At 40.4% G+C, this 26,153-nt stretch carries 25 protein-coding genes; 8 read left to right on the top strand and 17 right to left on the bottom strand.

The window, feature by feature from the left end; translation table 11 throughout:
- Nucleotides 1-155: 155 nt before the first annotated feature.
- From NSQ29_RS05015 to NSQ29_RS05005, 3 genes are read right to left on the bottom strand one after another with little or no spacing between them, the layout of a single operon-like run.
- Entirely contained in the window at nucleotides 156-2,015 is a 1,860-nt protein-coding gene (locus NSQ29_RS05015) for an ABC transporter ATP-binding protein (RefSeq protein ID WP_341124491.1), read from the bottom strand.
- Nucleotides 1,996-3,729: an ABC transporter ATP-binding protein gene (locus tag NSQ29_RS05010; protein ID WP_042190397.1), complete on the bottom strand. Its 1,734-nt coding sequence runs from the start codon at nucleotides 3,727-3,729 to the stop codon at nucleotides 1,996-1,998. Before NSQ29_RS05010 ends, NSQ29_RS05015 begins: the two co-directional genes overlap by 20 nt.
- 17 nt (nucleotides 3,730-3,746) lie before the next feature.
- The gene (locus NSQ29_RS05005; protein WP_341124490.1) at nucleotides 3,747-3,956 is read right to left on the bottom strand and encodes a hypothetical protein; all 210 of its coding nucleotides are present in this window, start codon (nucleotides 3,954-3,956) and stop codon (nucleotides 3,747-3,749) included.
- Between the two features lie 158 nt (nucleotides 3,957-4,114).
- Here NSQ29_RS05005 and NSQ29_RS05000 point away from each other — a divergent pair, with 158 nt between their 5' ends.
- Complete coding sequence (locus NSQ29_RS05000) at nucleotides 4,115-4,684, top strand: thymidine kinase (RefSeq protein WP_042129772.1); 570 nt, start codon at nucleotides 4,115-4,117, stop codon at nucleotides 4,682-4,684.
- Between the two features lie 138 nt (nucleotides 4,685-4,822).
- On the opposite strand, the gene NSQ29_RS04995 is transcribed toward NSQ29_RS05000, so the two are convergent.
- A complete protein-coding gene (locus NSQ29_RS04995) occupies nucleotides 4,823-5,341 on the bottom strand; it encodes a DinB family protein (protein WP_341060016.1) in 519 nt (172 codons plus the stop codon).
- Between the two features lie 137 nt (nucleotides 5,342-5,478).
- Here NSQ29_RS04995 and NSQ29_RS04990 point away from each other — a divergent pair, with 137 nt between their 5' ends.
- From NSQ29_RS04990 to sda, 5 genes are all read left to right on the top strand, one after another.
- On the top strand, nucleotides 5,479-6,144 hold the full coding sequence (locus NSQ29_RS04990; RefSeq protein WP_076299529.1) for a hypothetical protein: 666 nt from the start codon (nucleotides 5,479-5,481) through the stop codon (nucleotides 6,142-6,144).
- The gene (locus tag NSQ29_RS04985) at nucleotides 6,125-6,652 is read left to right on the top strand and encodes an accessory gene regulator ArgB-like protein (protein WP_340971747.1); all 528 of its coding nucleotides are present in this window, start codon (nucleotides 6,125-6,127) and stop codon (nucleotides 6,650-6,652) included. The genes NSQ29_RS04990 and NSQ29_RS04985 overlap by 20 nt, the downstream gene beginning before the upstream one ends.
- Nucleotides 6,649-6,768 (top strand): cyclic lactone autoinducer peptide, encoded by a 120-nt coding sequence (locus NSQ29_RS04980; RefSeq protein ID WP_143759448.1) that lies wholly within the window; start codon nucleotides 6,649-6,651, stop codon nucleotides 6,766-6,768. Before NSQ29_RS04985 ends, NSQ29_RS04980 begins: the two co-directional genes overlap by 4 nt.
- 21 nt (nucleotides 6,769-6,789) lie before the next feature.
- On the top strand, nucleotides 6,790-7,122 hold the full coding sequence (locus tag NSQ29_RS04975) for a LytTR family DNA-binding domain-containing protein (RefSeq protein ID WP_042190411.1): 333 nt from the start codon (nucleotides 6,790-6,792) through the stop codon (nucleotides 7,120-7,122).
- Nucleotides 7,123-7,339: 217 nt separating this feature from the next.
- Complete coding sequence (gene sda, locus NSQ29_RS04970; RefSeq protein ID WP_081382883.1) at nucleotides 7,340-7,513, top strand: sporulation histidine kinase inhibitor Sda; 174 nt, start codon at nucleotides 7,340-7,342, stop codon at nucleotides 7,511-7,513.
- 183 nt (nucleotides 7,514-7,696) lie between these two features.
- On the opposite strand, the gene NSQ29_RS04965 is transcribed toward sda, so the two are convergent.
- The 4 genes from NSQ29_RS04965 to NSQ29_RS04950 all read right to left on the bottom strand — a co-directional run bounded on the left by NSQ29_RS04965 (nucleotide 7,697) and on the right by NSQ29_RS04950 (nucleotide 16,719).
- Nucleotides 7,697-8,005, bottom strand: coding sequence for a hypothetical protein (locus NSQ29_RS04965; RefSeq protein WP_042190413.1), 309 nt, complete (start codon nucleotides 8,003-8,005; stop codon nucleotides 7,697-7,699).
- A gap of 119 nt (nucleotides 8,006-8,124) precedes the next feature.
- Nucleotides 8,125-8,784 (bottom strand): helix-turn-helix domain-containing protein, encoded by a 660-nt coding sequence (locus tag NSQ29_RS04960; RefSeq protein ID WP_042190416.1) that lies wholly within the window; start codon nucleotides 8,782-8,784, stop codon nucleotides 8,125-8,127.
- A gap of 487 nt (nucleotides 8,785-9,271) precedes the next feature.
- Complete coding sequence (locus tag NSQ29_RS04955; RefSeq protein WP_341124489.1) at nucleotides 9,272-15,691, bottom strand: phosphodiester glycosidase family protein; 6,420 nt, start codon at nucleotides 15,689-15,691, stop codon at nucleotides 9,272-9,274.
- Between the two features lie 116 nt (nucleotides 15,692-15,807).
- Nucleotides 15,808-16,719: a LysR family transcriptional regulator gene (locus NSQ29_RS04950; RefSeq protein WP_339266282.1), complete on the bottom strand. Its 912-nt coding sequence runs from the start codon at nucleotides 16,717-16,719 to the stop codon at nucleotides 15,808-15,810.
- A 163-nt stretch (nucleotides 16,720-16,882) separates the two neighbouring features.
- Here NSQ29_RS04950 and NSQ29_RS04945 point away from each other — a divergent pair, with 163 nt between their 5' ends.
- A complete protein-coding gene (locus NSQ29_RS04945) occupies nucleotides 16,883-17,632 on the top strand; it encodes an SDR family NAD(P)-dependent oxidoreductase (RefSeq protein WP_076299525.1) in 750 nt (249 codons plus the stop codon).
- A 60-nt stretch (nucleotides 17,633-17,692) separates the two neighbouring features.
- Here the strand turns inward: NSQ29_RS04945 and NSQ29_RS04940 are convergent, their stop codons facing one another.
- Both NSQ29_RS04940 and NSQ29_RS04935 read right to left on the bottom strand, forming a co-directional pair.
- Nucleotides 17,693-17,983: a MazG nucleotide pyrophosphohydrolase domain-containing protein gene (locus NSQ29_RS04940; protein WP_042190426.1), complete on the bottom strand. Its 291-nt coding sequence runs from the start codon at nucleotides 17,981-17,983 to the stop codon at nucleotides 17,693-17,695.
- Nucleotides 17,984-18,293: 310 nt separating this feature from the next.
- Nucleotides 18,294-18,782, bottom strand: a complete 489-nt coding sequence (locus tag NSQ29_RS04935) for a hypothetical protein (RefSeq protein ID WP_339266286.1) — start codon at nucleotides 18,780-18,782, stop codon at nucleotides 18,294-18,296.
- Between the two features lie 312 nt (nucleotides 18,783-19,094).
- Between NSQ29_RS04935 and NSQ29_RS04930 the strand changes: the two genes are divergently transcribed.
- Entirely contained in the window at nucleotides 19,095-20,837 is a 1,743-nt protein-coding gene (locus NSQ29_RS04930) for an ABC-F family ATP-binding cassette domain-containing protein (protein WP_341124488.1), read from the top strand.
- Between the two features lie 235 nt (nucleotides 20,838-21,072).
- On the opposite strand, the gene NSQ29_RS04925 is transcribed toward NSQ29_RS04930, so the two are convergent.
- From NSQ29_RS04925 to NSQ29_RS04895, 7 genes are all read right to left on the bottom strand, one after another.
- A complete protein-coding gene (locus NSQ29_RS04925) occupies nucleotides 21,073-21,666 on the bottom strand; it encodes a hypothetical protein (RefSeq protein ID WP_341124487.1) in 594 nt (197 codons plus the stop codon).
- A gap of 73 nt (nucleotides 21,667-21,739) precedes the next feature.
- A complete protein-coding gene (locus tag NSQ29_RS04920; protein WP_340971769.1) occupies nucleotides 21,740-22,495 on the bottom strand; it encodes a UPF0489 family protein in 756 nt (251 codons plus the stop codon).
- Between the two features lie 72 nt (nucleotides 22,496-22,567).
- The gene (locus NSQ29_RS04915; RefSeq protein WP_340971772.1) at nucleotides 22,568-23,266 is read right to left on the bottom strand and encodes a metallophosphoesterase family protein; all 699 of its coding nucleotides are present in this window, start codon (nucleotides 23,264-23,266) and stop codon (nucleotides 22,568-22,570) included.
- 24 nt (nucleotides 23,267-23,290) lie between these two features.
- Nucleotides 23,291-23,464: an SEC-C metal-binding domain-containing protein gene (locus NSQ29_RS04910; protein WP_341126734.1), complete on the bottom strand. Its 174-nt coding sequence runs from the start codon at nucleotides 23,462-23,464 to the stop codon at nucleotides 23,291-23,293.
- A gap of 73 nt (nucleotides 23,465-23,537) precedes the next feature.
- Nucleotides 23,538-24,008, bottom strand: a complete 471-nt coding sequence (locus NSQ29_RS04905; protein ID WP_341124486.1) for a DUF4238 domain-containing protein — start codon at nucleotides 24,006-24,008, stop codon at nucleotides 23,538-23,540.
- Nucleotides 24,009-24,358: 350 nt separating this feature from the next.
- Complete coding sequence (locus tag NSQ29_RS04900; protein ID WP_341124485.1) at nucleotides 24,359-25,156, bottom strand: hypothetical protein; 798 nt, start codon at nucleotides 25,154-25,156, stop codon at nucleotides 24,359-24,361.
- Between the two features lie 282 nt (nucleotides 25,157-25,438).
- Nucleotides 25,439-26,122: an AbiTii domain-containing protein gene (locus NSQ29_RS04895; RefSeq protein ID WP_340971779.1), complete on the bottom strand. Its 684-nt coding sequence runs from the start codon at nucleotides 26,120-26,122 to the stop codon at nucleotides 25,439-25,441.
- Nucleotides 26,123-26,153 lie beyond the last annotated feature (31 nt).

Below are 26,153 nucleotides of genomic sequence, written 5' to 3'. Positions count from 1 at the left end.
TCATTGTACAATCGAAATCTATTGCACATTCTGCAATTAAACCATCCGACAACTCACTTCAATGTATAATGAATATCCACACATTACATAAAGGCGAGAGTTTTCATGGACGCGACCTGCGCTTCCTTGAAAACCCCCGCCTTTTTATGCACAGCTTAAAGCCTAGCCTTATCAAGTACTTCTATACGACCGCCTTGCACCAACTCGCTGTACAAGCCACCTTGCTTCAACAACTCCTCATGGGTGCCCTGCTGCAGCAATCTGCCCCCTTGAAGAACAAGAATTCGATCAGCTGCACGGATGGTGCCCAGTCTATGGGCAATAACGAAGCTAGTCCGTCCCTTCATTAGCGCCTGAAGTCCTTCCTGAATCTTGATCTCGGTCACCGTATCGATACTGCTAGTAGCTTCATCAAGAACAAGCATCGAAGGATTGGCAAGAATGGCTCTTGCAATGGATAGCAATTGCTTCTGTCCTTGGCTTATGCCGCTACCATCTGCAGAGAGCATTCGATCATAACCTTCCGGCATTCGGATAATAAAAGAATGAGCGTTAGCCAGCTTGGCCGCCGCCTCGACCTCTTCATCGGAAGCATCCAGTCTACCGTAACGAATATTATCGCGGATGCTGCCCTTGAATAAAAAGGAGTCCTGCAATACAAACGCCATATGGCTCCTCAGGCTTTCACGCCGAATCGAAGTGACATCTAAGCCATCCAGCGTAATCTTACCCTGATTAGGATCATAGAAACGAGATAACAGCCCGATAAGTGTTGTTTTGCCGGCACCGGTAGGTCCTACTAAGGCAATCATCTCACCAGGCTTCGCTTCAAAGCTAATATCATGCAGTGTGTTAGAACTTCCGTCATATGAAAAAGATACCTTTTCGAACTTCACTGCACCTTCAACTTTAACCAGCGAAGTGGCTGCACCTTCATCTTTAGCTTCCGTCTCTTCGTCCAGCACTTCAAACACTCTTTCCGCTCCCGCAACCGCTGACAGTAGTGTATTCCACTGATTCGCTAAGTCATTAAGAGGGCGAGTAAATTGACGCGTATATTCTACAAACACAATAATCACACCGACCGTAATCGCTCCGCGAATCGCTAACAAACCACCGACTCCAGCCACAATAGCGAAGCTCAAATTATTAAGTCCATTCATCAGCTTAGGAATGAAGCCAGAAATCGACTGTGCCCAGTATCCAGAGAGCATAATTCGCTCATTGCGTTCATGAAATCCGGCAATGACCCGTTCCTCTTGTGAAAAAGCCTTGATAATCCGTTGACCGGATAACGTCTCTTCTATATAACCGTTTAACTCACCCACATTGCGCTGACGTTCCTTAAAAAGCGGACCCGTACGCCGAGTAATCCAGCGCATGCCTAATAACATCAACGGCACAACCAGGAACGTGAGCAGCGTCAATAGAGGACTGAGCCAGAGCATTACCCCCACCGTGCCGAGCAATGTCAAAACACTAGAAAAGATCTGAATAGCTGAGCTATTCAGCGTAGAGCTGACATTCTCAATATCGTTGGTGAGGCGACTCATAATTTCGCCCTGCTGTCTCCGATTAAAAAAAGAGATGGGCAACCGATGAAGATGGGAAAACAACTCCGTGCGCATCCGAAATACGGTCTCCTGGGCAATTTCAATCATCCATATATTTTGCAGCCAAGAAGTTAATGAATAGAAGATATAAACACTAGCTAAGCTGATAAGAAAAATCGTCCACGATCGTCCGCCAGTACCTTCCAGATAATCATCCACAGCTTTACCAATCATATAAGGCCCGAGCAGTGCTAAAGCCGAGCTGAAGACTACCATTAAGAGAACGAGAAAAAGCTTAGCTTTACGCTCGGCAAGGTAGCTCCAAATCCGCATGAGCGTGCCGCCCCAATCCTTCGCCTTTGCTTTTGGCTTCCCTCCAGCAGCTGAACCAAGGCTTCTTCCTGCTCCAAGCTCAATGACAGGTTTTGGGTGACGAAAGGGTTCAAGAATTGCTTTGAACATGCTGCTTCGCCTCCTCTACCTGTGATTCATAAATCTTGCGGTACAGCGCAGAGCTTATCATAAGCTCCTCATGTGTTCCCTTACCGATTAAGCGTCCTTCATCCAACAGCAGAATCAAATCTGCAGATGCAGTAGAACTGATCTTCTGAGTAATCAGGAAGGTTGTACATGAAATCTCTTTCAGTGCCTCCAGCAAAAGTCCTTCTGTCACAGCATCAAGCGCACTCGTACTGTCATCGAGGATCAAAATAGCAGGTTTCCTCACAAGCGCCCGAGCAATGGTCAAGCGTTGCTTTTGTCCACCAGACAGATTTACCCCTCGCTGACCAAGCATTGTATCATAGCCATTGGGCAGATCCATCACTGTTGCGTGAATTTGTGCGGCAGCTGCTGCGTGTTCGATTTGTTCCTGTGTGGCATGTTCATTGCCCCAAGCGATATTATCGCGAATCGATCCGCTGAAGAGCTGCAGTTCTTGAGGAACGTAACCGATCGATCGCCGCAATCTTGAAATATCGATATCGGTGCTCTTTTGCCCATCAATGCGAATGGTACCTTCTGTCTCTTCATATAAACGTGGGATTAGACCGACAAGAGAAGACTTTCCTGATCCGGTAGCTCCCATAATCGCTACCCGCTCACCAGCAGCAACTTCAAAAGTAATATCCTCTAGCACCGAAATATCACTCTCAGGATACTTGAAGCTGATGCCTTCAAATTGGACGTGACCCTGTATTGGTTCGCCCTTTGCGGCTCCGCCTTCCTTAACTCCAGCGCCTGCTGACATCACTTCTGTAATACGCTGCGAGGAGGCACGTGCTCGGGAAATTGTAACGACAAGTCCAGATATAGCTGACAACGCTCCTATGGTTCGTAAAGAGTAGTTAATAACTGCAACAGTTTCTCCTAAAGTAGCATCCCCATTTGCAATCTCAATCCGTCCAAACCATAGGATCGACATAATCGCTGCATTCACAATAAGCATAACAAATGGCATCGTTGTCTCTGTCAAACGTAGCGCAGATACCGTGGATTTCATCAAATTCCCGCTAAAGACCGTGAAACGTCCAATCTCATGTCCCATGCGCACGAACACACGGATTAAGCGAATTCCCGTTAAATTCTCCTGGATTACACCATTCACACCGTCTAGCCGATTTTGTACGTTGCGAAATAACAAAGAAGCTTTTCTCATGATGAAGTAAAGGAAGAGAAGCAACAAAGGTAGAGCTACAGTGAGAAATAACCCCAGCTTCACATGAACAACCAATGCCATAATCACACTGCCCACCACAACCAGTGGCACCCGTGTCATAAAGCGGAGGCTCATAAATATAGTGTCCTGCAGCTGCGATACATCGCCGGTCAGACGCGTGATCAGCGACGAGGTGGCAAACCGATTGAATACTTCATATGTAAACGATTGTACCTTTTCATATAACTTGTCCCTAAGATCAAACGCAAAGCTCTGACTCGCATGGGCAGCAAAAAAAGAACTTAATACCCCAGCTATAAACGCAACTACCGCGCTGCCGATCAATACACCGCCCCAGAGCCATACTACAGAGGAATTTTGTTCTTTAATGCCCTGGTCAATAATTTTGGAAATGAGTAAAGGCTGTGACAATTCCACCGCTAGTTCAATAAGCATCATCACTAGGGCAGCTATTGCAGCGACTTTATATTTTTTAAGAAAAGAGAAAATCAAACCCATTCGCATACCCTCTTTTTCTATTCGTGCAGTGCATCCCTTAAACGAGTCGACATTGTGGAAGCCTGCCCAGTTTTCATTATTGCCCGCCGCAGCGCTTTATTGCTTCGATTCAATTCCACCAAATCTGCCATCATCTCTTCCAGCAAAGCCTCAGCCTCGATAGAAAGATTTCCATTCTGCTGAATCAGAGCTAACCGTTCCTTGTATTCGTCTATTTTTTCAGTCACACATATTACTTCCTTTCCAATCACATGATTCCTTTTATCATACCACATTCAATTCTATCGCAATGTTTTCACTGGATACAGCTGACACGAATATGATACTCTAATAAGGTCGCATTTTTAAGATTAGATAATTGGCTTATACGAAAGGATAGATGGAAGTGGCACAATTGTTTTTCAAATACGGAGCAATGAACAGCGGTAAATCTATTGAGATACTCAAGGTTGCGCATAATTATGAAGAGCAAGGGAAATCGGTGCTCATTTTCACTCCATCCATAGACGATCGGGACGAAGTTGGTTTTATCTCCTCCCGTATTGGGCTGCGGAAACAGGCCATACCCGTCGACGAGAATACCGATATTTATAATATCGTCAGCAGTAACCAGCCCAAACCCCACTGTGTACTAATTGATGAATGTCAATTTCTAAGCAAGGACTGCATTCTACAGCTAGTACGGATTGTAGATGAACTAGGCATTCCCGTTATGGCGTTTGGACTTAAAAATGATTTCCAGAACCAGCTATTTGAAGGCAGCAAATACATGCTGATTTACGCTGATAAAATCGAGGAAATGAAGACCATTTGCTGGTTCTGCGAGCGCAAAGCAACGATGGCTCTAAGAGTAGAAAATGGTAAGCCTGTATACAGCGGCAAGCAAATCCAAATTGGCGGCAATGAAGCCTACTATCCAGTATGCCGTAAATGTCACAAGAATCCTCCACTATAAAATATACCCACAAAGTGAGGCTTTGCTTCGATGCTTACTCAGGTACATTTCGGGGGGCCCCAAATATATACCTTTAGCTAAAAAAGCATTCCGAAGCCGCAATGGCCTCAGGAATGCTTTTTTTAAAATAAAACTCGATTAAACCAGATATCTTTCTTTAAGAATATTCAAATGATGATGATCATGCCCAATCATTACGCACGCCACTGCTCTCGCGGAGATGGTTGCATTGTTAACCGTTCCCTTACGAGTCCATGCTTCTTCCGGCAAAGTGTCCAAAAGAGCTTGCGTTGACTCTCGGACAAGCTTGTAATGAGCCAGTAGTTTTTCTAGAGTGTTTGCTTCAAAATTTGCGGTAGGCACATAGTCCTTTTCATCAAAGCCCGCCAGCGGAGTCGTATCTCCTCTTGCAACGCGCAACAAACGATAAGACATAATTCTTCCAGTATCCGCTAGATGGCCAACCATTTGCTTAATACTCCATTTATCAGGAGCGTAACGATGCTCTCCTTGTTCTTCCGTAAGGTTCGAAATAAAGCTACAAATCTCATCCGTCTGCGCTCTAAAAACAGTACAAATGTCCCCTTCAACTGGCACTAAATCGACATACTTTGATAATTCCTCAAGATACTCACTGCTTTTTGGACGTCGATCCATGTCTAAACCCCTCTCATTTTGAATTTTTTTGAAAAAATAGGAGGAAAATTATACTGTAGTTGTTGTATTTTAGTCCATTTTATACGATACTTGCAATAATAGGGTTAGTTATACTAGAAGACATCGGGAGTGTCGGCATGATAGATTTTATTCTGTTTATATTATTTTCAGGACTAGAGACATATGCAATGTTCTTTCTGGCTTTCAAAATCTTTAAAATTGACATTTATCATAAAGAGATGGTGTTTGCTAGTTTTATCATGGGCTTTTTTTCTTATTCAATTAGAATCAACTATGAGTTATTTCAATTAGATATCCTCACACAATATGCGCTAATGCTTTGTTTTATGTGGCTGTTATTCCGGATTCATCCCTTCTATGCTTCTATATTAACCGGGATGGTCTATCAAACATACTTTGTGATTCAACCCAGTCTTATGTATCTATTAGACTCTGTAATCAACATGTCTCTAAATACTTCGAACCCGATTACAATAAACATGATTACAATGCAGATCTTATCAGCATTAACCGCGATTCTCATTGGTATGTATGTGGGTCATAAACGTATTGGATTTGACTTTGTACCTGATAAACCCGATGTAAAAATCAAACCAACGACTAGCGAAAAAATACTATTCGCTCTTAATCTTCCTACACTAATTGTCATTACTTCAATCAGCTACTTTCTTGAATCCTTTTTCTTTTTCTTGATCCCAATTTTCTATGGAATAATATTATGGGGATATCTTTATTTCTCCTACAAAAAGGATAGAAATAATTATGAATCATTTAACTCTTAAGATTGTTGAGGTCATTAAGAAAAGTAATCCCGAGCAAACACATTCCATTGAAATCATGCATTATGCCCTTAGCATTATTCTGAATACTTTATTAATCATTATAACCTCGTTATGCATTGGCGGGCTCACAGGACAGCTAAAGGAAACATTCTTAGCCTTATTTAGCTTCATACTCCTAAGAATGTCTTCTGGTGGTGTGCATCTAAAAACCGCAAGGGCCTGCAATATTGTATCTATCTTTATCTGTTCACTGATCCCTCATATCACTTATCTAATACATAACCATTTTATTTGGATTAATCTTTTTTCTTTGCTTGTAATGATTCTATGTGCTCCAAATCCTGATGCTAATGCTCAGATTCCTAAAGAATGGTATTTGGGTTTAAAGATCATTTCCATAATTCTGGTTTCTTTGAATTTTTGGATCCATTCGTCTGTCATTGGATTGGCATTTTTAGTTCAATCCTTTACAGTTATAATTCCATTACAAAGGAGGCCAATCGAATGAAGAAAAATTTAGCTCGTTATGCATCTAACATACTAGCTACTTCTGCTGTTGTTTTTGCAACAATTCTAAAACCAGCACTTTACAGTCCTGAAGTTCCGAAAGAACTGCGCAAGTAATCAAACAAGGATGGGGAAAAGATGCGTGTCTTACAGAAAGACGGTTCCTCTAGTGATATTCTAGAGGAAGATATATTGTATTTCTCGAATTATAAGAATACAATATTCGTCCATACGAAAGAAGGCGAATTTATTCTCCCCACCACGCTTTCCGATCTTTCCGTAGCGTATGAGGGTAAGGGATTCGAACGCCTTGACCGCAGCAACGTCGTTAATATCAACAACATAGAAGGCTATGATCCCGGACGCAAGATTGTATGCTTTAATCAAGGTAAGCAGTTCACTACCGTTTCGGAATCCAATGAACCTCGCCTAAAGAAGTACTTATCTACTCATAAGAAAGACTCTGATTAAAACAATCCCGACATGTACTATACATGTCGGGATTGTTTTTGTTTATTAAAATTCAAAGTAAACCAATCTATTATCACATAAAAATAGTCATTATGCCATAATTCCCCTAAGATGTAAAGGAAAATTCGTAGGATGAATGACAGGAGACGGATTGTATTCCAAATGATACCATATATATAAATGTGTAATAAAAACAAATATATGATGGAGGAACCAAATGAATTACTATTTTCATCCCTCACCACGCCCCTCATCTCTTGAATCAATATCTGATGAAGAATTACTTAACATCTATAAATTAGCGCTTGAGGCACAAGCTTTACCAGATTTCATAGAGATTGTTAGAGAGATCTTAGACAGTAGAGATCTCATTCAAACTGAAAAATCATAACATCCCCATACACAAATTAATTCGCAAATTATGACATAATTACATAACTTCCTAAGGCTTCACTGCGAGTGTTCTCTAGATTGTCTTCATGTTAACATCATCAACATAAAGAAGGTAGAGCCTCCTGAAGGCCCTACCTTCTTTATGTTCAGTAAGGACTACTCCCTGAAATAGAGTAATCTTCTACTCCGTAATTTCCGTTTTAAATACATTTTCCAATTTTCCGCCAAGTCTTTTCTTCAAAGGAACTTTAATATCTCTACCCAGCTCTTTGAAAAATGTTTCTACATCGCATTTCACATTTTGTGCAGTCGCAATTACAGCGCCATCACCAACAATATTTTGATTCTCTTCAAGAGGAACATCAACTTCGATATCATACTTTTTGGATAATGTCTTGATGTATCGTGCGAAGATCTCCAGCAATTCCTCGTTATTAAAATTCTCTATAGCGACTTTTCCCTTGCTGGTAAACTTCATGTTAATTTTCATTATTAATATCCCCTTTTCTGTCAAACCATTTTTAGTTGTTAGTTTATGGATCAAGATGAATAGATGGCTGCAAGAAAGGGCAACATTATTCATTTTTGAGATCATTTATGAAACACACATTATTTATAAGCACCCTTTATCTGTTGTACTTTAAACTGCGTAAATTCTTTGAGCGCTTGTATGACCTGATCCTGTTCTTCTTCCTTCAGCTCATAAACGCACTCCCGTAACCACTCGCCAAATAGAAAGGCTTGACGCCCTTTCCGAGGGCTCTTTCTTAAGGAGTCGAGGCAACCCTCAAACTTATCGTTCAGGACGTCGGTAAGATTGTATTTCTCAATCTTCTCTATTACCATTCCTGCCCCATATTCCGTTTCATAAACTATGACTTCATTAGAATCAAAGGAAACGTAAGATGTTTCTTTACCTTCCTTTGCCCTGAATTCCTTAAGCTTGTTAAATGCCGTCTCATAAATGTAGTCCTGAGACTGTTTAAGCTGTGGCAGCTCATAACCATGCTTTAAGGTCTTGATATATTCAATATCTGGCATATAGTCTGCCAAATGATACATCCGATTCTTCAGATCTGTTCCAAGTGCTTCGATGATCTTGTCCAGATTGTCTTTTAGCGGAATGCTCTCTCCACGCTCGATCTTGCTAAGCTGTGAGTAACTTATGCCGCTCTTTTCTTCCAGTCCTCTTAAGGTTAACCCTCTCGTCTTTCTGATGTGCCGAATGAAATTACCCAGCTCATCGGGATAGTTCTCAAAATCATTCATGGGAGTCACCTCCCTACTATCATAACACAACATAACAATTTGTGTTGGCTTATAACAATTAATACTAGTAATTACTTGCCTCTGAAGGGTGATTCTCAGTACCAAAAACCCAATATAATACTAGATTCCCAAAATATCGGAGAAGATTTGATACTCATCTGCCAGGCTCTGGATTGTAATCGTTGGTTGGGAATTACAGCGTATCGGACCGAGGAGATCTTATTAAGCTGATTTATGCCATTTCACTCAGCTATCGGACTCAGATGCAACTGTTCATTTAAATATACTACGGTTCGGTGCAAAAGTATGACAATAAGAGTTATGATGTCCGAAAACTTGGAAAAAGACCACCAAAAAGTTGAAATAGCTGCAATACAGTCCATAATGATCCCAAACCATCTACTGTATGCAAACCATTGTGTGCTTCCAGCTAATCCAATTTGTTAAAAAACAGCCAGTCCCAACAACCTGGAACTGGCCATAATCGTTACTCCAAAACACTCAACAGATTGAGGATCATCTGTGCACTTTCGGCACGTGTGCCGTTTTGCTTCGGAGCAAATTGCGCTACAGCACGTCCCTGCATCAATCCAAGTCTGTACACCTCGCTGATAGCCTCTTGAGCCCATTGTGGTGCGGTGCCAATATCATTAAATGCTGAAACGTTAAGACTAGCTACAGATACGCTGTTATTGGCGTATGCATATGCACGAGCCAGCATCGCTGCCATCTCTTGACGAGAGATCTTGGCATCCGGTTCAAACAGTAAAGCGGTCTGACCGTTAACAATTCCAGCTTGTTTTGCTAACCCTACTGCTTCTGCGTACCATTTATCAGCAGGTACATCAGTGAAACCAGCTACTGCTTGACCTTTTAAGCCAAGCGCACGGACTAACATCGCTGTAAACTCCGCACGTGTAACCGCACGGTTTGGATCGAAACGATCCACAGCTACCCCCTGTACAAGCTGTTTTGCCGCAAGCTGCTTCACAGCAAGGTAAGCCCAGTGATCCGGCTTCAGATCATTGAATGTTTTGTCATATTCTAATACAACATATTTACTAAAATGACTGACAGCAGCAGATAGATAACCATTCATCCATGTACTGCTCATATACTCCAACTTACCGGCATCATCCATAAAATAAATACCCAGTAAGCTTTGCTCTACAGTCGCACCGACCTTATATGAAATCGTGATCGGCTCTGCAAACTGTCTTAATGAGAAGGACTGGCCATTTTCTGTGAGGATGCTGAGCGACCATTCTTGCAGATCACTTTTCGCTCTCAATTGTGCTCCAGCTAGTGTACCTGCACGATCCAACAGATCCACGGCTGTATTACTAGCTAAAGTGTTCAACCGTAGTGAAATCGTACTCTTGGCAAGAGCCTCAGCTGAGATTAGCTTACTAAGTTCTGCCAGTACTGTAGCAGGAATCGTAACGGATAAATCCTGCATAACCACTCTAAGCGGTGCGCGTCCAAGCAGTTCAACCACATTGCCTGGCAAAAGCAATTCCGTAACCGATCCGTCAACAGAAACCACAACTTCACCTTGAGCATTCTTGTTCTCTGACAGTTGAGAGGCTGTTATAGTTACTACACCTGTTTGTGCAGATGCCGACGGAGTTGGTGTCGGTGTAGCAGTTGGCGTTGGTGTCACAGCAGGTCCCGGCACCCAGCCTCCTGGTGTTGGTGTTGGCTCTGGGCTTGGTGTCGGAGTCGTACCTGGCGTGCTCTCAGTCACTGTCAAAATATATTCAGTGCTGAACCCCTTATAAACAGCGCTGACTTTTGTTATACCAGCACTCAATGCGTGAAGCTCCCCATTCTCACTAATCATTGCAATGGAATGATCAGATGTATCATACCTTACGCCCTCGACCAATTCTTGCTTGCTTCCGTCACTATATACCGCCTGAACAACAACGGAGCCTTTATTTCCCTGTTCCAGCGAATCCGGCCCTTTTATCGTTATTTCTGTAAGAATAGGAGCCTCATCATTTGTTACGACGAGACTATACTCCGAGGCGAACTCCCTGTAGGTTACTGAGATCACAGTAGAGCCTTCCTGATGAGCCTGGACCAAGCCCTGTTCATTGATTGTAGCAATATGCTCATTCGAGCTGGAATAATGAAGTCCATCCAATATTGGGATTCGTTTACCGGATGCATAGACAGCTTCGGTGACTGTCTGGTCGACCTCTGCTGGTTTAAGTTGTCCTTTGCCCTGAAGCTTAATCGCTTGCAGCGCATCTACAGTTATCTTACTTTCCGCAAAAACATTCGGGTAACCTGCCACTGTGACTCTCACCTTAGCTGTCCCTGGTTTTAGAGCTGTAACCAAGCCATTTCCATCTACGGTAACTACTGATTCTGTCGTGTCAGGAACTATGGACCAAATTTTTGTCAGATGATTAGCCTCATCCGGCACTACCTTAGCTTGCAATTGCAGGCTAGCCCCAGGCTCAAGCTCTACAACAGTTTGATCAAGCGTAATGGATTCCGGAACCAATTTGCCGATCACTAAACGGTCAATCTCAACCCCGTCTACTGTTCTTGCGGTAACCGTAATCTCGTTCTTCTCAATCTCAACAGCCGTATAGATTTGCTCATCTTCGTCATATATTTTTTCCTGCCAAAAACGTGGCGTCAGCGCATAGAACTTAGGACCGGAGGAACCGCCGATAACATATCGTGTGCCTTCGCCTTCTGCTACCTGCTTACCATCCTTCATTGGAAAAGTTCGCAAGTAAATATGATCATGGCCGTTCATCACTAGATCCACATTATGCTTATCAAACACCGGCACCCACTTTGCTTGCACCTGTTCATTCGAATAGATGCTGCCATAGGGCCCTTGATGGAAAAAAATCACCTTCCACTTTTTATCTGTAGCAGATAGATCCTGATCCAGCCACTCTGCCTGTTCAGTGAACGGAGCACCTGAATGCTCTGTATTCATAACCACAAAATGTGTATCCTGAATGTCAAAAGAATAATTCGTACCTTTTACGCTCGCCGCACCGTTTTGCGGGTTATTGAATTGCGCCAGATAATCCCCATCGCCATTGGTTCCCATCACTTCATGGTTTCCAATAATCGGAACAAGCGTGGTATTCATCAGCTGCTTTTGGGCTGCATCAAACCACCAGTTCCACTGCTCTTGTTCAAAGCCTTTATCCACCATATCTCCAGCGTGAACCAACATTTCAGCATCCGGCATATAGGCAAAAGCAGCCTCTATCGTATTGCCCCAAAGACCAAATCCCGCTTTAGAATCTGCTTGAGAATCTCCGATAAACAGGAATTTTGTAGAAGCGCTCTCCCCTCCGCTTGTAACGAAGGTTCCTTGCTCACTTACATTCGACTCCCCATCCCCCACACGATATACATATTCGGTTCCAGGGATAAGCCCTACTGCCTCCGCTTTATGAACTCGCATCGTTCCATCATTGTTGGTGTTGTAAATTAAACTGTTGCCGGTAATTTTTGTTACATTCACGGCTTGAAAGCTTGTGAACTCTGCTTTTTCCACAAGTTCTACTACAGTACTCACGGTTAGCGGTTCTGTCTGCCAAGTAAACTGGCGAGAAGTCGCTGCATCCTGGCCCATCGTAACATTAACATTACGCGGGGCAGCAGTACCGTCATATGGAGCAACCTTGAACGTCATTACAGGACTATAGGTATTTCCTTTTACCGCCTGCAATTTAAAAGTTCCTTCTGCTGAAGTGACAAGGCCAGTAGTAAGTGTCCCACTTCCCCCTGAAGTTGCGCCTTGTACCTCCAATCCATCGAACAACAGCTTCGCACCTTCAACAACACTTCCATTCAGATCTTTTACCGCAAAAGACGCATCAAAGCCCTTCGCAAGATCATAATGGTTCCAAGTGAGCATCAACTGTGTCTTTACAACAGATTCAACAGCCGCTCCAATAAAAGAAATAGGAACCCCGGTACCTTCTGTCGAAGTTACAGATCCGGATGTATTTTCAATTACAAAAGGTTTGCTTGTATCCCCAGCGAGCTGCTCCTGAGTAAAGGGACCCACATAATCATATCGAACCGTATATTGAATTTGTCCGATGAGATCCGTATCTCGTAGATTGGAGGAATTGATATTCGTTAGGTTAAGACGCACAGTGCCCAAAGCTGGATCAATGATTGACTCCATTTGCGTTTCTGATACCTTATCCCCACGAATTACCTGCAAATCTTTAACTGCAGCCGGATTAAAAGCAAACGTAATATTTCCTTCCTTCAGCTTGCCTGCTTTCTCTGCCGCTACATCCAAAGTGTAAGTGTTCCCGGCATAAACGACTTCTGGTGTTTTGTACACATAGAATGGAGAGCCCAAATTCACTGTGAAATACCATTCTTTTATCGTCTGGTTACCGCTCAAATCGCGGATGGCAACTTTTACTTTATGACGGCCTTCTGTAAGTGGAACCTTTGGTTTATAGGTGATTTGACCTTTTGGAGGATAAAAGCCATGCTCCACTAATTGATCATCCACATATACATGTGTTTTGTCCGGATCGATTAGGGTCGTTCCCGGATGCACCACAGGATCATAACCATCATCCTCACCATTGACGGAAAGGGTCGGCGTAGCTGTTTTGACAATTTCGTTCACGCCAGGATAGGCATCTTTAAGCACAGGAGGTGTTCTATCCTCCTCTATCGGACCATATATGGCACGAATATCATCAACGTAAATTGCACCTGCGCTCTTGTTAAGATTGCTTGTCTCCATATAGCGAACAGGCATATCCATCGTTAACGGGGTGGCTTTCCCCTTAGGCACGGATACTTCGACGTATTTCCAACCCGTCCAGTTCACACCATTTACCTGATCGGTAAAATCCACGGGCACTGCCGCATTATTGCCATCACGAATTTGTCCCCGCAGCCAGTGCTTTTTGCCATCTCCGTAGATCCACATACTGATCTTCTCAGGATACCCCGGAATCTGAATCCGATTGGCGGTTGAGCTTGCGGCTAAATAAGCACCGGATGTACCTGTTTTATTAACAAAATCATATTCCAGCTTCAAGGCTTTATCCCCGTTGCGGACAAAATCCTGATCCGTCACTTCCTGAATCGCTACACTGTTAGCCGCTGCACTGGAGGCTATATATTTATCAATGCCATTCTCAAAATCCTCCAGCATTACAGGCGGCAACCCCACATTTACTTCAAAAGAGGTCTGGGCGTCCCCGTACTTAGCATAAATCTTCCCGTTCTTCCCGTTTTCACTCGTCGCTTGAAACAAACCCTTCTCGTCCACACTTCCGATCTCGCCCTCAACCCGCCATTCAAAACTATGGTTGTCAGCTTGAATTACCTGTCCATTACGTAGCGCCTTCACAGTTAATTGCGCAGCAGCACCTGAAGAATAAGTTTTGATCTCATCAGGAAACCTAAGGTCTGTGAGCTTATCCACGACTTCGATTTCCCCACTGCCTTTGACTGCCCCAGCCTCTACAATTACCGTTCCTGTCCCGGCAGTCGTTCCTGCGGTGAAGACTCCGTTCGCATCGACAGTACCAAGGTTAGCGTCCACCTGCCAATTCAGCGTACCCGAATAAGGTGCCGGATGGCCGTTCTCGTCCACTCCTGCTGCTTTGAACATAAAGCTGGAGCCTTGCAAAATACGTTCCGCATTCGGCTGCACAACCAGCTTAGAAGCTGTAGATTGCTCTGGGGCTGTGTTGACGACCAGCAAACCGTTGCCGGTTTTACGTTCATAGCCATCAGAGCCCTGATTCATCATTTTGACACCAGATGCACCCGGCATTCTGGCCACAAAAGTAGAAGAGCCGCCACCATCCAGATTCATGGCGTTCACTACGCCCATATCCTTCAGAATGTAGCCAAGCTCATCCGTATCTACACCTTCGCTAAAACCTGGAGATCTTCCATCCACTTCGAATAGAACGAGACTTCCGTCCGCTTTTGTCCCAATGGCTGTACGTGGATGAATTCCTAAAGGCCCTACACCTTGTTGAACTATTCCGTCTTTTACCAGCGGCCCTTCGCCGCCAATGGCTACCTTCACATCATTCCATTCTCCGCTAAGCGCAAAGGTCGCAGTAACGTTATCGCCAACCGATAACCCCTGCAGAACAGCACGAGACGTTCCGTTAGCAGACAAAACTACTTTTCCTTTGGTAAGCGGCGTATTGCCTTGATTGTTGCGAATCTCAGATACCTTCAGCTTCAAGGTCTGACCGCTCTTCACTTCTCCCTCGACAATATCTAGAACAACCTCGTCACCCTCATTGGTCGACTTTGTAGTTGTATTATAATCTTCCGTATAAAGAACCAGCTCATTCGTATTTCGATAACGGTTGATGCTGGTTAGATTAGTTGTTTTTCCATTAATCGTTACGTTCTTGGTCAGCTTCGGCACCCCATAAATCGAGCTGCCATCTTCTTTTAAACCGAAAGTAAAAGCTGAAATCGAACTGTTCAGGATTACACCATCATCCATAAATAATCCATTTGGAACACCCGTGGCAAAACCGGAGATTTCATAAAAATCACCGTTAATCCCTGCGATCACCCGGTTTCCAGGCGAATCCGCATAAGCGGCCATTTCTGTAACACCCTTCATACCGTATACCTTTCCATCCTTCGTACCTGCCCGCAGTTCTAAATGGCCTTGCCCTGGGTTGAACTCCACTGCATGTATCTTTTGTAAACCACGTTCATTCTGAAGATCCATCCAGGTGTACATCGCCCCAGGTGCAAGCTCTGTTTGCCGTATATCAATAACGGTTCCGTAGTTTGTTGCTGGTAGATCAGAAATGGAAGCGTGAACAAATACTCCCGGCTGCAACAACGAAATCAACAAAACAAAAATAACTGCCACATTAATTTGCCTTAGATACCTTCTCACTGTGTTGACATCCTCCCCACTTGGCTGTCCTTATTACGATCTGAAATGGACAACATCATAGGGTTCATATTAACTAGGAAGCGTAAAGGTTAGATAAAATCTACCAAGGCATACTGTTAACTTCTTCTAATCCCCTCCTCAAATTCATGTTTTAACCTGTTGATGAATCTTCTGACCGTTTTCGATCCTTGTTTAGAAGCTGAAACAATGGACCCCGGAGTATTACGATCTGGTGATCGTAGCTCGATCGTCTTCATGATCTTCTGAGAACCCTCAAATGTTTTTAGAAAAGAATAATCCATCCCAATCGTGATCGCGAGTCCTGACGCAACTGCATTATCAATGGCACGGGTGTTATTGCTTGTAAAAAGAATATTCATTGGCCCAACTTTCAGTAAATAACGCTCCACAAAGTCCTGTATGTAATGATCATCGTATAAAACCAACGTCTGGCCTACTAACTGTTCGGGCGTAATTATTGTATTTAAAGCTAGTGGTGATTGAGGATGTACGCCTACAACAATCTTACCTTCCATTAATTCCTCGAATACGACCCCTTTATGTTTCTCTGATAAGCCCTCTGGCGAGACCATCAGTCCGATATCCATTTCATCCTGAAGCACATTATCCAGAATTTCTTTAGGTCCCTTTTCAAAAATCTCTATTTTCACATTTGGAAAATCCGCTTTAAAACCGGATATGACCTTCACGATTAGATGCATGGGTCCCGGAATCGTAGCAATCTTCAAATGACCACTAAGCGCATCGCTGTAGATCTGTGCTTCAGCTTTTAATTCATTTACTTTCATCAAGACTTCATTTGCTTTGCCGATAATGGCTTGTCCCTCTGCTGTGGGAACTGCTCGTTGGCCTCGCGAACGAATGAACAAAGTAACTCCAAGCTCCGCTTCCAGCAGTGTTATGGACTGGCTTATGGCAGACAGGGTGATATGACGATTCTGAGCAGCTTTGGTTAGTGAACCAATCTTTGCGACTTCTACGATATTCTCGCATTGCTCTAAATTCATTTGAATCACTCCCTAAGTTAATATTTACTTAACACCTATTAAATTTACTTAAATTTTAATTAATTTAGACAAGTGCTACAATGTAAATAAGTTAGTAAATAACCTTTTCACCTTATGAACCTATATTTCTAGTATAACTATATTTCTCGAGGAGGAGTCCCAAATGACAGACAAAAGAGTAGCCGTAATTACAGGTGGAGCCAGTGGAATCGGGAAACAAACCGCAATTAAATTTGCAAGAAAAGGTGATCAAGTGGTCGTTGCCGATTTCAATCAACAATTAGGTGAAGAAACGGTCGCACAGATTATCAAGGATGGTGGCGAAGCTATTTTCGTCAAAACGGATGTTTCAAAATACGAAGAGGTAGAAGCACTGGTTGAGAAAACCGTTGCCACATATGGAAGAATTGACGTTATGTTCAACAATGCCGGGATCGGCCGCGTCACTCCTGTACTAGACCAAGACCTTAAAGATTATCATAGTGTTATTAATGTCAATCAGCATGGTGTTGCCCACGGTATTATCGCAGCAGGTAAAAAAATGCGTGAGCTCGGCATCAAAGGGGTCATCATCAATACAGCTTCTGTATTTGGATTCCTAGCTTCCCCAGGTACATTCGCGTATCACGCTTCCAAAGGTGCGGTCATTATGATGACTAAATCCGCAGCACTTGAAATGTCCGTTCATGGCATCCGCGTGCTTGCCGTTGCTCCAGGCGCTGTAGATACGCCAATTATCCAAGGATATAAAGATCAAGGAATGGTCGACCAGATGAAGAGCAAAGTAATGGGTAACAAATTAACATTGCCTGAACAAGTTGCAGACACTGTATACTTGCTCTCCTTACCAGAAGCTAGTGCAATTAACGGTAGTGTTGTAATGGCTGATGAAGGTTATGCTTCATTTAAATAAAAAATTATAAATCAAAAAATCCAAGGCTTCCCGAGCGGGATGTCCTTGGATTGTTTTGTATTACTCCCATGATCTCTGTTCATTGATTTCCAGCTTACGTTTAAATGCCTGCTCTAGATCAATATCCAGTTTATTGGCCAGATCAAAAATATTCCACACCACATCGTACATCTCAAATCCCAAGTTTTCTTTCTTCTCTGCACCGGGGTCGAAGGATACGGATAGCACCTCTTTGGACAATTCCCCCACCTCAGTCATTAAGTACAGCATTCTCTGCTCAATGGAGCTCGTGTCAAAACCTTTGGTTTCACTGAACTTCTTCACATACTGTTGAAACTCAGATGTATTCATTTCGTTACGCCTCGCTTTTAGGGTATAAAGTTATGTAGTTTATAAAAACGATGTCATGCGATTAGCCTAGCTCATTCCTTTATTATCATCCATTTGTTCGAAGAAAACAAACTCTCCCGTCATTACAAAACAACGATTCTTCAGATCATAGAAGAATCGCTAAGAGAATTTATTTACTTGTTGCTGTTTCAGCCACTATCTACGCCTATGTCGGACATTTCACTGCGCGTTAATCCGCAAGTGCACGGCCAATTTCATCGTCGAACGTGCCGCACCAGTAATGGCGAGACTCTTCATCATTATTCATTTATTATTCGCCGAGCTGCTCCTTGAGCTGCACAATTTCTGTTTCCATGAAATCCACACGTTTATTCAACTCCGCGATATAGTTTCTTCGAGCCTCTTGGTCTGCTGCGCTTGTTCGGTCGGCCGCAGTAGTTTCCGCCAGTTGGATGGCTTCTTTGAGAACTTGAACGCTTGATTCTGCCCCTGCTAATCTTTCCCGGAGTTTAGCCGCTGCAATACTTGCTTTTAGCGCTGCCTTCTCAGTCTCCTTACTCTCCAATATTATCGTCTTTCCTTCAACCGTCAACCCTGCTCCGGTCGCTTCGGACATCGTGCGCACAGGTACGTAGGCCGAGTTATTTACTACAATCGCATCTGCAATCTTCTTTCCGTCTTGTTTTATCGTATACATTCCGGAAACTTTAGCGCCAATTAAAGACGAGCTCGCTGCGAATCCTATTGAACCACCAAGTAACAACGCCGCTGCTACAATCCCTACTATTTTCTTCTTCATATCTACGAACCTCCTGAGCTTATTATTCTTCCAATTATAACCAATGAATTCGTAACATGAAAGATATACTAAGAGACTCTGCCACAGCCAACTCAACTACTGACCATATGTAATCTAGCTATAAGAAGCCATCTGAGTAAGCTTGATCCTATTGTTCTAAGTTGTGTTTTTCGATTTCACGAACAACTTTATTTCGAAATGATTGATGTTAGTTGTAAACAATGTTACTCTATCAACGGTAAACTCAAAATCTTATGCTCCTCAATACCTCTATTAGTAGTCACTATTTTAGTTATAAAGAAAGGTAACACTATGATAAAAGTTGATAACTTATCCTTCGCATTCCCGCAAAAAGAGCTATATAAAAACATTTCATTTACGCTTGAAGAGGCACAACATTGCGCTTTTATAGGAACAAGTGGCAGTGGTAAAAGTACACTGATCGATATACTGATGGATCCAGAAAAATATTTGTTCGAAGGCAAGTTAGAAATTGACCCAACCTGCAAAATTGGATATGTAAGTCAGTTCTCACAAGTAGACAGAACTAAAGAAATAACCGTTTTTGAATATATAGGAGAAGAATTTATTAAGATACAAAATGAAATAACAGCTATTCTCACTGAGATGGAAACATCATCAGATATTGATTCATTACTCGAAAAGTATCAATTAGCTCTAGATGCCTTTGATTCAATGGATGGAAATGATTTTGAAAGCAATATTAATAAGAAACTAAATTTAGCCAACCTCTTGAAGCTAAAAGATGCTAGGGTATCCGATCTAAGTGGTGGGGAATTCAAGCTTATTCAAGTGATGAAGGAAATGCTGACTAGTCCAGACTTAATGATTATGGATGAGCCCGATGTATTTTTAGATTTTGAAAACCTAAATGCACTTAAAAATCTTATTAATGCTCACAAAGGAATATTGCTAGTTGTTACGCATAACCGTTATCTATTAAATCATTGTTTTAACAAAATTATACACCTTGAAAACATGGAGATCCAAGAGTTCGATGGGCGATATATTGAGTATAACTTCTCATTACTTCAGACGAAAATTGAGTTACAAGAAATCGCAGTCGCTGAACAAGAAGAAATAGAGAGATACGATAACATTATTGATAATCTTAGAGCGATCGCAACCTATAATTCAGAAGCATCTAGAGGGAGAGCGTTAAAAGCTAGGGTTAAGTTTCAAGAAAGATTGGAAGCGCGAAAAATTAAAGCGCCATTCGTTGATATTAAGCAACCGAAAATCAGTTTTGGTGTGGACAATGAAATTGAAGAAGACATCACTGTTTTAAATGTGAATAATTATAGTGTTTCCTTTGATGAGTTGATTTTAGAAAATGTTAATTTTGAGATGAAACCTACAGATAAAGTAGCCCTTATCGGTCCAAACGGTACCGGGAAAACGACTTTACTCCGAGATATCTTTAAAAATAATCATGATTCAATTGAAATAAATGCTGATATTAAAGTGGCTTATCTTTCTCAGCTTCAAGACGAAGTGCTAAAGGATTCTAATACCATACTAGAAGACTTCATCGATGCTGGGTTTGCAACTTATGACGAGATTAGAGCACATCTTTCAAACTATGGCTTTGAAGGAGAAATTCTTAATCAAAAGATAGAATCTTTATCTGGTGGCGAAAAAAATATACTGCAATTAGCAAAAGTTTCTGCTAGCAAAGCAAACTTATTGCTTCTTGATGAACCGACAAGCCATTTAGACACCTATACACAAATCGCACTGGAGAAAGCCATTGAAGACTATAAAGGTGCGATTCTCATGATTTCTCATGATTTCTATTCTGTAGTAAATGGTATGGATTATGTATTAATCATTGACGAGAAGACGATTAGAAAAATGAGTATGCGAAAATTCAGAAAGATGATTTATGCCAGTCATTTTGATAAAGATTATTTAGAAAATGAACAAAATAAAAAAGCAGTTGAAATGAAAATAGAATTAGCTTTAAAAGACAATAATTTTGAACTTGCAAAAGGTATGGTTGACGAGCTAGAAGAGCTGATTAAGCTGCTTTAAACTACAACCCTCTGGCGGGAAAATGTCTATTAAAAAGACACTGATGGATAAGATCTCAGTGTCTTTTTACTGCATTGATTTGTTGATATCTCTTGAATCGGACAGTGGTTCACTTATCATTAAAAATCTTTCCCAACACATTTTTGGTCATAGAAATTTGTTGGGATCTCTATTTATAATACAACGTAAATAATAAACGCCATTCCATATCAAGTATTTTCAGAATCGCATTCATTTAATCAGTAATTTTTTTAAGCTCAAAAATAGTTGCCTCTGCTAACAAGATAAGCCTATCGTTATTAACAACAAAAAAACTTAAAGGTATTCCAAGGTTTGTAGAAGGGTCACTTATATTTATTACTTTTACTACATCATTTATATTTAAGTCTGGGATATCTATTTTATATAATCTATAAAAAGAGTCAGAGTTATAACATGTCGCTGTAATCTCATATAATGGTTTTTTTAGTTCATATTGATAAACACTATAGTTTTTAAGTCCTTTTGATGAAAAAAAGTCTTTTTTGATGATAATTTCATCTCCAATAAATTTTTGCCCTGTTGGATATTCAGAAGCATCATTATATGAATTTGCAAATCCTAAAAGCTTCTCAACTTTCCAAGTTCCATAGAAATATTTTTCAGTTTCACTATCCAAATTTATACTTTCTTGAGCACAATAAACGGATGTGTTTTTTGGAATAATAGACTCATCTGTTTCAGATTTAGGCTCACTAGAGGTATTTGGATTTGATGTCATTTCAACATTTGCACAAGCCGATGCTAGCATCAACATTATCATAATACAAACCAATAATATTTTTTTCATATTTCACACTCCCACTATTTTTTCAAGTTCATATGTCTCCTTTTAGATAAAATATTTGTTTTATAAACTTACCCTACCATTTCTCCATATCGGTTAAACCTATCTCCAACTCACTCAAGACTATATCCAACAAATATGATGCCCCTGTAGCTCCTCCAGAATAATCAGGCGAAATAGAGATTGTTATTAAATTCCATGAATATAACTCATTTAAGCCTTTAACGTACTCTCTTATTGTTGCTTCTGAAATAAAATCGGAATCTCCTATGATGTCGCTATTATTAAAAGCATCAATATCAAGGTCTAGAATAGCAGACCTATTTCCTATGTACTCTGCAAAGCTTTTCTTGTCATATGAACTCAAAAATTCTCCACTATGACGGAATAGTTTTGAACTATACTTGCAGTTGCTGTGGAGACAATGTGCATACTCTTCTCGTACATTTGAGATATCGTTAAGTTCTAGGTTGTCTCTTGAAACAAAAATCACTTCTTCAATGGTTTCTCTACCTACAGATGCCCAAATAAAATTGTCTATGTGCATCAAATTCGACTCAGGAACTTGCCTCGATGATCTGTCATAGCTTCTACTTACCTTCATGATATCCTCTTTGGATTTTGCTTCAAATAAACCTTTTACTATTAAACCATCTGGCACATCATCAAAATGTGAATCAACATGAACAACTATTGAACCTTCTTGAATTCTATTCTCTATTTTAGATATTTCCCAAGCAGCAAATGCCCAATTATGGTCTCGCATAATGTACACTCGTTTGTCTTTTGACTGTAACTTCCAGTCAATATCTTTACTCCAAGGGTAGTTCATTTGTTAAATCCCCCCTATCAATTCCCTTCCCTTCTCAGGTCAGGCCTCTAATGAAGTGCCACTTTCATCCTACTAAATTCTAATGATATCGCTATATAATAATCTCTGACTATCTGGCAGCTCAGAATCATAATGAAAATGTCCAAAGAACCACTTTTGATATTCCAATTTAGACTTAATCTCATTGAAATATTTATGCATCTGATCTATTTCCATGTGCACTCCGTAACGTTGAGAAATCCATTCTAAAGCATCGTAGGAACAGGTATGTGTTAATACATAATCAACAACCCAATAGTTCATATTGAGACTATCAAGCCCTTCTTTGTACTCATCTTCGCTTGGCATCTCACGTTCCCACCATGATTTATCTGGCTTGCGATACTCCTTATCATGAGAGGCAGCTCCTCCAAAAGTGAAAAACTTCTTATCTTCTATCTCAAATACTTGACCTCTCATTAAATGAATAATACTTGGTGTAATATGATGAACTTTGCCACCATTCCATTCGCTTATGGGGTAATCTTCGAGTAGATTAAAATTTTCATGATTTCCATCAATGAATAATGTTGTCCATGGCTTATTGGTTAGCCACTTTAACCAAAATAAATCTTCCCTGTCATTAGCCCATAATAGGCCAAAATCTCCTACTATAATTACATAGTCTTGTTTGGTTAACTTCTTGCCTTGGGGAAAGTTCTTGGTATTAAAGCGACTACCAACGCTTATTGAGCCGTGAATATCTCCTGTTATATAGATCAGACGTATCACCTACCTTTTAATCAAAGTCATATTTTATTTAGACATAAAACTATACTCGTCAATAGCTTTTTCTACCAATGCTTCTGGATGAGCTTTGATTTTTATGAGGTGTCCTTCTTTGTGCATATTGTTAACAATCGAATAATTTCTTTCACTTTTATTCAAACAACATTTTTTATATTTGAGTCCACTTCCACATTTACAAATCTCATTCCTTTCAGTGAATCTATTAATAGTATGTTTTAGTTCTCGGAAGAAAGTCCATTGTTCAATATCTCTATCATAAAAGAATACTTCTTTCTTTCTTTCTCAGTGCTGCAGTCTGTTTTCCTGACTCATATCCTACTACAGCTCGTGAAGGGGATTCATATTTAAAATCGTCTACAATTGCCTCTATTGATTCTCTATTCTGTCCTATACATTTAGTGTAGGAATTATTTAAGATTGTTCTGTTTATTTGTTTAACTTGCTCATGATCCAGTAAATTAATCTGGTTTGTTTTTAGATAACTTGGCTTATCTCCATTGAAGTAAGCAATGTAGTATTTGCTAGATAAGGGTATTAGTACTAGCACATCTTTTAATCCCAGATGTCGATTACTTACGTTCACATACTGCCCCTTAATACTTAATGCCGAAGTAGTCACATAATGATCACTTAATAAAAAATCATGGTTTTCACTTTTTATAATTGAGAAATCATAATACGTAATTATTGTTCTGCTTAATTCCACTAAGTACGTCGAATCCATTATCTTTTCCAACATCAAGGGAATCTTATCTTCTTTATGAAGACCGTCAAATACATTTAATAAAAGTAAATTATACGAATATAAATGTGCAATTTGAAACAGGAAACTAAAATGTATTTTGAGGAGAGATGAATTAGAGTAAAAAGATCTTTTTCAGTGGAGAATTATATAACTACGAAGAATTTGAAGATGGTTCGAAAAGAATCTACAAAAAGAAAAACAAGAGAGGTTTTGAAATTGATATTCTTGTTTCAGGTGATCCAGAAGAACACAAAAAAGGATTGCAAGCTGTAGAGGATTTTTTTGTAAAAGCAATCTTGTAACTTCTATTGGAACATAAAATGCCAATTTTATTGGTATCCCTGATTTAACTTCTTCACTCTCTCCATGCTAAGTTCTGCACTAACATCACCCGAGATTACTTTTTCAATAGTTCTGTTTATCTCTAATTCAATTGCACCAAACAACTGTAACAGTTTTAAAGGATTATCTAAAACTAGTGGAATTTCTCCAGGAGTTAAGGTGTCTGTGCTAAAAACTACATTAACATGATCTATAAACAACCTATCCTCAGTCCAAAGAATCGCTTCTTTTTTTCTGACCATGCTTGAATATAGATATCTTAGTCTGTATAAAATCAAAATACTTGACCGAAATTTAAAATATACTATCTCACCAAGTAGGGGACGTTGAACTTCCAGTTTATACAAAGAAGGAAGAGTGTCTAATCCATTTGGGAGATATGTTTCCTCAATAGTTTTCAATCGTAATTTATCTTCTTCGTCTATCTTATTAATTTCATTGAGGTACTCCTTTGGCAACAAAAGCGAATAGAAATTAATTAAAGGCGAAGTACTATTGCGAATATCTAAGTATTCACACCACACGCTTTGAATCGCCTCAATTCTTTTATTTTGCACACCTTGACTCACAGAGTGATAATGATCTAGGTTTTTTTGCTTTAGACTGCTCAATTGACCTATATTTGACTTTAAAATTTCGATGCTTTTTTGTGTTTCATTAGACAATACCATCTTTTCTCTTTCAAAATGTTGCTTATTTCTTTCAACTTTTTGATCTATACGTCCCCTCAACCAAACTCCGACAACGCCAACAATTACTGCATTAACTGCAGTACTTGTCAGCAAGATGCTCCAGTCGATTATATTCCCCTCCATTATTATCCTTTATAATAAAATCATCGTTTCACTAGAATAGATTCTCGATAAAATAAACAATCTGCTTCCAAAATGAAAACAATAGTACAAAACCTGTAATTAGCGAAATAATAACAGAGAGTAATATAGGATGTCTTTCAGCGAAAGACTTTTTCTTTGGAGGTTTGTTGTTCAAGTTGTTATTAGAGTTCTGTTGATGACCAATTGTTGTTTTATTTATCTTGTTGCCATTTCCAATTTTTATGTCTCCCACTACTTCTCACCCCCCAGCCATTTTCCAATGCCCGATTTTTTAATTTTATTTCCATCTCCTATTTCTACTGAGCCTTCGTACACTATCTGACCTATGTTATATATAACTTGCTCTCTTTTAATTTGATCTTCTTCAACTTGAGATTTAATATCGAGATCATCTAAATTATCGAATTGTTTTTCAAGTTCCATAACCACATCAACCAGTTTGGATTTTACATTTGCAACAATCCCTTCTACATTATTAGAAGGAATATTAACTCTCATCTGAGCAATCTGAAACGTCCCTTTTGAAATCTTGTGACAGAAAGCTGTGGGTATTTGTTTAGCGTATCTATCTCTGCTTTCCCCATTAAGCAATTTTTGTATACTCGCAATACCATCTGTAATATTCACTACTTTTATTTCATCAACCATCTCTTGTGAAAGCAATAATTCAAGTGGAACCTCTGAATTTGTATACTGTGTACGATAATTGATAACATAAGTTCCTATAATAACACCACTAATAGTTCTATATCCTGGAAGTTCATGATTTTCAGTATAACCTCTTAATTCTCCGTCAATCCAATTCATTAAAAGTTCATTATCAATATCAGTTAATATAATTTTCAATCTGGTGAGTACACTTTCCAAATCTGCGTTACTGCCCACCAAATCTTTCAAAAGCTGACTTCTAGCCATATGCGTTCACTCCTCATGAAATAATCCTTTT

Source organism: Paenibacillus sp. FSL F4-0236 (assembly GCF_038000135.1).
Classification (GTDB): Bacteria; Bacillota; Bacilli; order Paenibacillales; family Paenibacillaceae; genus Paenibacillus_AQ.
Note: the sequence above shows the minus strand (reverse complement) of the source record. Positions and strands in the feature narration are given on the sequence as shown.

Coding starts and splice junctions, on each gene's coding strand:
- NSQ29_RS04935 (WP_339266286.1), bottom strand. CDS start 18,782: ATGAAGAAGAAAATAGTAGGGATTGTAGCAGCGGCGTTGTTACTTGGT.
- NSQ29_RS04895 (WP_340971779.1), bottom strand. CDS start 26,122: ATGGCTAGAAGTCAGCTTTTGAAAGATTTGGTGGGCAGTAACGCAGAT.
- NSQ29_RS04960 (WP_042190416.1), bottom strand. CDS start 8,784: ATGAATGATTTTGAGAACTATCCCGATGAGCTGGGTAATTTCATTCGG.
- NSQ29_RS04990 (WP_076299529.1), top strand. CDS start 5,479: ATGATAGATTTTATTCTGTTTATATTATTTTCAGGACTAGAGACATAT.
- NSQ29_RS04965 (WP_042190413.1), bottom strand. CDS start 8,005: ATGAAAATTAACATGAAGTTTACCAGCAAGGGAAAAGTCGCTATAGAG.
- NSQ29_RS05010 (WP_042190397.1), bottom strand. CDS start 3,729: ATGGGTTTGATTTTCTCTTTTCTTAAAAAATATAAAGTCGCTGCAATA.
- NSQ29_RS04945 (WP_076299525.1), top strand. CDS start 16,883: ATGACAGACAAAAGAGTAGCCGTAATTACAGGTGGAGCCAGTGGAATC.
- NSQ29_RS04940 (WP_042190426.1), bottom strand. CDS start 17,983: ATGAATACATCTGAGTTTCAACAGTATGTGAAGAAGTTCAGTGAAACC.
- NSQ29_RS04925 (WP_341124487.1), bottom strand. CDS start 21,666: ATGAAAAAAATATTATTGGTTTGTATTATGATAATGTTGATGCTAGCA.
- NSQ29_RS04985 (WP_340971747.1), top strand. CDS start 6,125: ATGAATCATTTAACTCTTAAGATTGTTGAGGTCATTAAGAAAAGTAAT.
- NSQ29_RS04930 (WP_341124488.1), top strand. CDS start 19,095: ATGATAAAAGTTGATAACTTATCCTTCGCATTCCCGCAAAAAGAGCTA.
- NSQ29_RS04920 (WP_340971769.1), bottom strand. CDS start 22,495: ATGAACTACCCTTGGAGTAAAGATATTGACTGGAAGTTACAGTCAAAA.
- NSQ29_RS04995 (WP_341060016.1), bottom strand. CDS start 5,341: ATGGATCGACGTCCAAAAAGCAGTGAGTATCTTGAGGAATTATCAAAG.
- NSQ29_RS04905 (WP_341124486.1), bottom strand. CDS start 24,008: ATGGATTCGACGTACTTAGTGGAATTAAGCAGAACAATAATTACGTAT.
- NSQ29_RS04975 (WP_042190411.1), top strand. CDS start 6,790: ATGCGTGTCTTACAGAAAGACGGTTCCTCTAGTGATATTCTAGAGGAA.
- NSQ29_RS05015 (WP_341124491.1), bottom strand. CDS start 2,015: ATGTTCAAAGCAATTCTTGAACCCTTTCGTCACCCAAAACCTGTCATT.
- NSQ29_RS04950 (WP_339266282.1), bottom strand. CDS start 16,719: ATGAATTTAGAGCAATGCGAGAATATCGTAGAAGTCGCAAAGATTGGT.
- NSQ29_RS04980 (WP_143759448.1), top strand. CDS start 6,649: ATGAAGAAAAATTTAGCTCGTTATGCATCTAACATACTAGCTACTTCT.
- sda (WP_081382883.1), top strand. CDS start 7,340: ATGAATTACTATTTTCATCCCTCACCACGCCCCTCATCTCTTGAATCA.